General features: G+C 72.0%; 4 protein-coding genes and 1 pseudogene. 1 reads left to right on the top strand and 4 read right to left on the bottom strand.

Going from position 1 to position 5974, the window contains the following annotated elements; genetic code table 11:
* Positions 1 to 323: pseudogene (locus PMI01_RS26555) on the top strand (DUF559 domain-containing protein); the annotation flags it as partial.
* Positions 324 to 439: 116 nt separating this feature from the next.
* Here the strand turns inward: PMI01_RS26555 and PMI01_RS20105 are convergent.
* The 4 genes from PMI01_RS20105 to PMI01_RS20090 all read right to left on the bottom strand — a co-directional run bounded on the left by PMI01_RS20105 (position 440) and on the right by PMI01_RS20090 (position 5418).
* Positions 440 to 2020 carry a sensor histidine kinase gene (locus PMI01_RS20105; RefSeq protein WP_007673264.1) on the bottom strand — a complete coding sequence of 527 codons (1581 nt, stop codon included), beginning with the start codon at positions 2018 to 2020 and terminating at the stop codon, positions 440 to 442.
* A complete protein-coding gene (locus tag PMI01_RS20100; protein WP_007673261.1) occupies positions 2017 to 2733 on the bottom strand; it encodes a response regulator transcription factor in 717 nt (238 codons plus the stop codon). Before PMI01_RS20100 ends, PMI01_RS20105 begins: the two co-directional genes overlap by 4 nt.
* A 2-nt stretch (positions 2734 to 2735) precedes the next feature.
* Positions 2736 to 4292 (bottom strand): DUF4153 domain-containing protein, encoded by a 1557-nt coding sequence (locus tag PMI01_RS20095; RefSeq protein WP_007673258.1) that lies wholly within the window; start codon positions 4290 to 4292, stop codon positions 2736 to 2738.
* A 106-nt stretch (positions 4293 to 4398) separates the two neighbouring features.
* A complete protein-coding gene (locus PMI01_RS20090; RefSeq protein ID WP_007673255.1) occupies positions 4399 to 5418 on the bottom strand; it encodes a helix-turn-helix domain-containing protein in 1020 nt (339 codons plus the stop codon).
* Positions 5419 to 5974: the final 556 nt, after the last annotated feature.

Below are 5974 nucleotides of genomic sequence, written 5' to 3'. Positions count from 1 at the left end.
CGCCCGTCGCCTGCGCCGCAACCAAACCCTGGCCGAGAAAACGCTCTGGACCCTCGTGCGCAATCGCCGCCGGGGCGGGTTCAGGTTCCTGCGGCAGGTCGTGATCGACCGCTACTTCGCCGATTTCGTCTGCGAGGCGGCCAAGGTGATCGTGGAGCTGGATGGCCCGACCCATGACGGTCGCGAGGCCTACGACAGTCGTCGCACCGAGATCCTGGAGTTGTTCGGATACGTCGTCCTGAGGTTCCGCAACGCGTGTCCTGGCCGATCCCGGTGGAACGGCGGACGACATCCTGACGGCGCTCCGTTCGGCGAGCCTGTAACCTCTCACCCTCCCACCGCTTCGCGGCGGGCCCCTCCCTCTCTCAAAGAGAGAGGGGTACAGGAGCGTCGGCAACGGGTCGAAAACACCCATCCGCCCAGTGTCCCAAACCCGCCCTCACCCCCTCGGCAACCTCACCTCGAACACCGCCCCCGCCTCGGCCTCGACCAACCCGATCCGCCCGGAACTCGCCGCCAGCAGTGACCGGGCGATCGACAGCCCCAGCCCCGTGCCGCCGGCCTCGCGGCGGCTGGTGAAGAACGGCTCGAACAGGCGGTCGCGATCGGCCGGCGGCACGCCCGGACCGTCGTCGCTGACCCTCAGCACCACGTCCCCACCGACCGCCGCCGCCCGGATCGTCACCGTCCGCGCCCCGGCCTGGCGACTGTTCTCCACCAGCGTGGTCAGCACCGTCTCCACCGTCGCCTCGGGCGCGGCGACCAGCGGCAGGTCGGCGGCAAGGTCCAGGGTCACGGCGATGTCGCGACCCTGGGCGTCGGCCACCCGCCGCGCCGCCGAGGCCAGCTCGGACGCCACGCCCGCCTGCGGCATGGCCATGTCGGCCCGGGCCATGTCCATCAACCGGCCGACCAGCTGCGACAGCCGGGCGCTGTCGGCCGAGATGTTGCCCAGGAACCGGCGGCGCTCCTCCGGGCTCATGGTGTCGAAATGGTCGTCCAGCAGCTCGACCGCCCCGGTGATGCCGGCCAGCGGGGTCTTGAACTCGTGGCTGACGGCGGCGGCGAAGTCGCGCAGGTAGCGCGAGCGCACGGCGATGGCGTCGGCCATCACCCGGAAGTCCTGGTAGAGGTCGCGGATCTCGAGGGCGGCGGTGGCCGGGGTCTCCGGCACCTCGCCCTGCCCGGCGGCCACCCCGCGCGACGCCGCGCTCAGCGCCTCGATCGGCCGGGTCACCCCGCGCGACACCAGGCCCGACAACAGCACCAGCAGCAGGATCGTCGCCGCCCCGCCCGCCAGCAGCTTGCCGCGATCCTGGTAGACCCCGCGGAACAGCGCCCGCGGCGAGCGTGACAGCAGCAGCGCCCCCACCACCTGGCCGTTGACCCGCACCGGCCGGGCGTGGTGCAGGCGCAGGGCCGAGGCCCGGCTGAGCCACTCGAACGAATAGCGCGGATGATAGGCGCCGTTGCGGCGCATCACCGTGCGCGAGCGGCCCGCCAGCGCCGCCTGGATCTCCGGCAGGGCCGAGAGGCTGCCACCCTGTCCCAGGCCCCGCACCACCACGCCGTGGCGGTCGACGATCAGGATCGAGGCCAGGGTGCTGCGGCTGGTCTGGTCGAGGATCGGCTCCAGCACGTCGGCGGCGGCCACGGCCTGGGGGTCGGCGGCCGGGGCGGGCGCGGCGTCCGGACGCTCGGGCAGCACCGGCGTGGTGCGCAGGTCGATGCTGGTGCTCTCGGGGCGGTAGTAGCCGGGATCGTCGCGGGCGTCGGGGTCGGCGGGCGTGGAGTCTGGCGCCGCGCCGGGCCACAGCGCCCCGGCCGCCGCCGCCAGGGCCGCGCCCTGCGAGGTCAGCTCGGCCTCGGTCTGGCGCACCAGGGTGTTCTCGTAGGTGCGCAGGAACACCGCCCCGATGGCCGGCATGGCGGCGGCGAACAGCAGCACGGTCAGCAGGATGACCCGCAGCCGCAGCGGCGGCCACCAGGTCCGCACCCAGTTTCGCAGCCGGTCGCTCACGCCTCGGCGCCGATGCAGGCCCCCAGGCGGTAGCCGATCCCGGCCCGGGTCTCGATCACGTCGTGACCGCCGACCCCGGCGAACTTGCCGCGCAGGTTGCGCACGTGGCTGTCGATGGTGCGGTCGGTCACGGCGAAGCCCGGACCGCGCAGGCGGTCGATGATGGCGTCGCGGCTGAACACCTTGGTCGGGGTCGTGGCCAGGGTCCGCAGGATGGTGAACTCGGTGACCGTCAGCGAGACCTCGGCCCCCGACCACCGGGCGCTCCAGGCCTCGGGGTCGAGGCTCAGCCGGCCCCGGCTGATCGTGCCGTCGGGGCCGGTGGCCTCGCCCGCCCTGGCCCCGGTGCGCCGGAGGATGGCCTGGACGCGGGCCACCACCTCGCGCGGGCTGAACGGCTTGACCACATAGTCGTCGGCCCCCAGCTCGATACCCAGCACCCGGTCGATCTCGTCGTCGCGCGAGCTGAGGAACAGGATCGGCAGGTCGCCCTGGGCCCGCAGCCGGCGGCAGACCTCCAGCCCGTCCAGGCGCGGCATGTTGATGTCCAGCACCACCAGGTCGGGCGCGCGCTCGGCCACCGAGGCCAGGGCCGCCTCGCCGTCGGCCGCCTCGCGGGTCTCCAGCCCGGCCTTGGCCAGGGCGAAGACCAGGAGCTGGCGGATGTGGGGGTCGTCGTCGACGATCAGGATCGTGCGCTGCATGCGGCCCATGTTCAGTGCTCCGCGCTTTCGGTCAACGGGGATGGCGCGGCGGGCGGCGGCGGAACGGGATGACCGCCGCAGTAGCGCTGGTAGGCCGGCGCGCTGCGGACCAGCGGGCGTTCACGGCCCAGGGCGTCGAGGCGCTCCAGCCGCCGCGCGCCCCGCCAGGTCCACCCGCGCCAGTTCGATTGCCGGTCTCGCAAGGCGGTCAGATTGACCTCCCGAACCCAGGCGACGCGATCGACCAGGTCCGGCGACGGAGCCCGCCGCTCCAGCTCGACCAACGACACCAGGGCCGAGGGGCCCAGCCGGTTGAGGTAGCAGACGTCCAGCTCGGATCCCTGGCCGCCGACCTCGCGGGCGTGGCGCACGTTCCAGGCCGCCGCCACCGCGCCCAGGTCGACCACGCAAGCGGCGACCAGCACCACCAGGGCGGCCGCCGCGTTGGTATTGATCAGCCAGGCCCCGCTCTTGCCGCGCAGCATCCTCCAGCAGACCAGGATGAGACCCAGAGCGACCAGCCCCATCCAGACCAGGGCGGCGATCCGCAGGCGGGTCAGGGAATAGGCCTGCACATAGTCCAGGGTGCGCAGGATGCTGGAGGCCACCAGGAACAGGTTCTGCGCCACCCAGGCGACCACCAGGACCCGGATGAGCGGAACCTTGGCGGTCGGCGAGCTGGGGGCCAGGAACACCAGCACGAACAGCCCGGCCAGCAGGGCCGTGGCGATCAGGGGATAGGCGCCGCGATGGGCGTATTCCGCCAGGGTCAGGCCGGCCGGCGGCCCGGCCCCGCCCCAGAGGATCACGGCGTCCAGGCCGTTCTGCAGGGCGAACAGGGCGTTGAAGACGATCAGCGACAGCACCACCGAGGCCACGGGCACGCCCGCGAGCACGACGCTCCGCCTGGCCTTGCCGACCGGCAGGACGCGGCGGCGGCGCGGCCGCAGCACGCCCCAGACCAGGACCAGCACCGTCAGCCAGAACATCACCCGCCAGCCGAAGTCCGAACCGAGCCTGGGCAGGCGCAGGGCCGCCAGGGCATTGGCGATCACTGGATTGGCCGCGGCGAACAGCGCCAGGAACACCGCTCCGCCCAGCACCGGCAGGGCCAGCAGCGGCACGACCCCCTTCCAGCGTCCGCGCGATCCGGTCCGGCCGGCGCGGCGGGCCCGGCGCAGGTCGAGCCACGGGCCGACCAGGCCGACCGCCGCCTGGGCCATCAGGCGCTGCGACCACCGCCAGGCGTCGTCGAAACCCTGGGCGCGCGGCGCCAGCACCGCCAGACTGAGCAGGGCCCAGAACAGCAGCGAGGCCAGCAGGCTGGGGGTCTCGACCTGGATCAGCGCCAGGACGGCGGCGGCCGCCAGGGCGCAAAGGGCCTTGGGGTCGCGACGGGCGGCGGGATGCAGCAGGGTCGCCGCCACGGTCAGCAGCAGGGCGAAGACCCCGACCGTCGCGCCGAACGGGTGGCCGTAGAACAGCAGGTCGGCGACCACGACCAGAGCCACGGCGGCGCTCGTCTTGATCGCGAAGGTCAGGTCGCGGGGACGGCGGAATGAGGGCATGGCGGGCTCCGGGATCGGGAGACCCTGGAATGCCCGCCGGGCGTCGAGACCAACCCGCCGCTCCGGCGCCCGTCAGGCCGGTTTCATGTGCAGATGCCGTGCAGGCCTAGGCGCTCCGGACGGCCTCGGTCCAGCGGGAGAACGGGCTGTCGGGCTCGTCGGCGAGGCTGGGCTGCAGCGAGCGCAGGTCGCTGGGCCGGATGTTGAAGGCCTTGCGGAAGCTGCGGCTGAAATGGGCCTCGCTGCTGAAGCCGCACTGGAAGGCGATCTCGCTGATCCGCCGGGCCCGCTTGGGGTCCAGCAGGGCGGCGCGGGCCAGGTGCAGGCGGCGCTCCCAGATGTAGCCGGTGACCCCGCCCAGCGGCTCGAACAACCGGTAGAGGGTGGAGCGCGACACGCCCAGCGCCTCGCTGATCCTGGCCGGGTTGAGGCTGGGCTCCAGCAGGTTGTGCTCGACATAGCCGCGCGCCCGCAACAGCACCGGCGACTCGCGCACGCCGAAATCGGCCCGCCCGGCCTCCATGGCCAGGCAGGCGCCCAGCAGCTCGACGGTGGCGCGGGTGATGCCCGGCAGGGTCTCGGGGATCAGTTGCGGGAACCAGCGGGTCACCGAGGTCAGGTGCTCGATCAACAGGCCGGCGCGGTTGCCGTCCAGCACCATGCCGTGCAGGTCGATGTCCGGAACCACGGCCTGGACATGGGCGCGCGGCAGGAAGGTGCTGAGCACCTTGACGGCCGTACTCCGCAGCACGAGCGGCCGCGACAGGTCGCAGATCTGCACCTCGCCGGGCCCCGCCGAGAACGTCACGCCGTCATAGTCACCGGTATGCGAGCCGGCGATGTTGAACTGGACGATGTAGTGATCCAGGCCGTCGTCGGCGATCTTCTCCGCCGTGCGGAACAGGGTCTGGCCGCCGGTTTCGGTCACGTAGAAGGCGTGGGGGCCCAGGCGCAGGGAGGTGATGTCGGCCGAAAAGCCCGGCTCGGGATCGCACGCGTCGAGGGCGACCAGCACCTCCCGCCGATAGAGGTCGTGGCGCTCCTCCGGCGGAACGTTCCGCGTGCTGAAGTTCGTCCGCGCCAGGGGCTGGCGCGCGCCTTCACTCGACGTCTCGGTTTCACTCATGTGGCCTCCCCCAAGGCACGATCACGCATTTACCAACCCGGTCCAATGCGGGCGTTCGTCGCAGGGCGCGAGAGCGCGGTTTTTCTTTGAGACGGCCGGTCAAGGAAATGGAACCCGGATGTAACGGTTATGACGCCCGAAGCCTTACAGGTGTCGGCCTCGCTGAGTGAACGCTGGTCTTCGACCGCGAACACCCAGGGGAGACGCACGTCCGGACGTGACGGCCGCACGCGCCATCAGCTCGGAGAACGGCGCAGCGCGCAAGCCAGCGACTGGCGGCGCGTCCAGCGTCGCCCAAACCCCGCGGGGGGACAAACTGAAGGCGGGCCTTGGGGGAGGCCCGCCTTTTTTATTTCCCCTTCTGACGTTCCATGGGTCTGCTTCATCGCCGCGAGGCCCTAGGACCGCTTGCAGCGCAGGCGTCAATTGCTGCTTTCGACCCTGGTCGGACGCTCCTGTATCCCTCTCTCTTAGAGAGAGGGAGGGGCCCGCCGCGAAGCGGTGGGAGGGTGAGAGGTTACACCCTCTCCGACCGGAGCACCGCCAGGATGTCGTC

The sequence above is a fragment of the Caulobacter sp. AP07 genome (assembly GCF_000281955.1).
Classification (GTDB): Bacteria; Pseudomonadota; Alphaproteobacteria; order Caulobacterales; family Caulobacteraceae; genus Caulobacter.
This window is presented reverse-complemented; position numbering and strand designations above follow the sequence as displayed.

Bases quoted from the DNA above. Each gene is read 5' to 3' on its own strand.
- PMI01_RS20090 (WP_007673255.1), bottom strand. From the start codon at position 5,418: ATGAGTGAAACCGAGACGTCGAGTGAAGGCGCGCGCCAGCCCCTGGCG.
- PMI01_RS20100 (WP_007673261.1), bottom strand. From the start codon at position 2,733: ATGGGCCGCATGCAGCGCACGATCCTGATCGTCGACGACGACCCCCAC.
- PMI01_RS20095 (WP_007673258.1), bottom strand. From the start codon at position 4,292: ATGCCCTCATTCCGCCGTCCCCGCGACCTGACCTTCGCGATCAAGACG.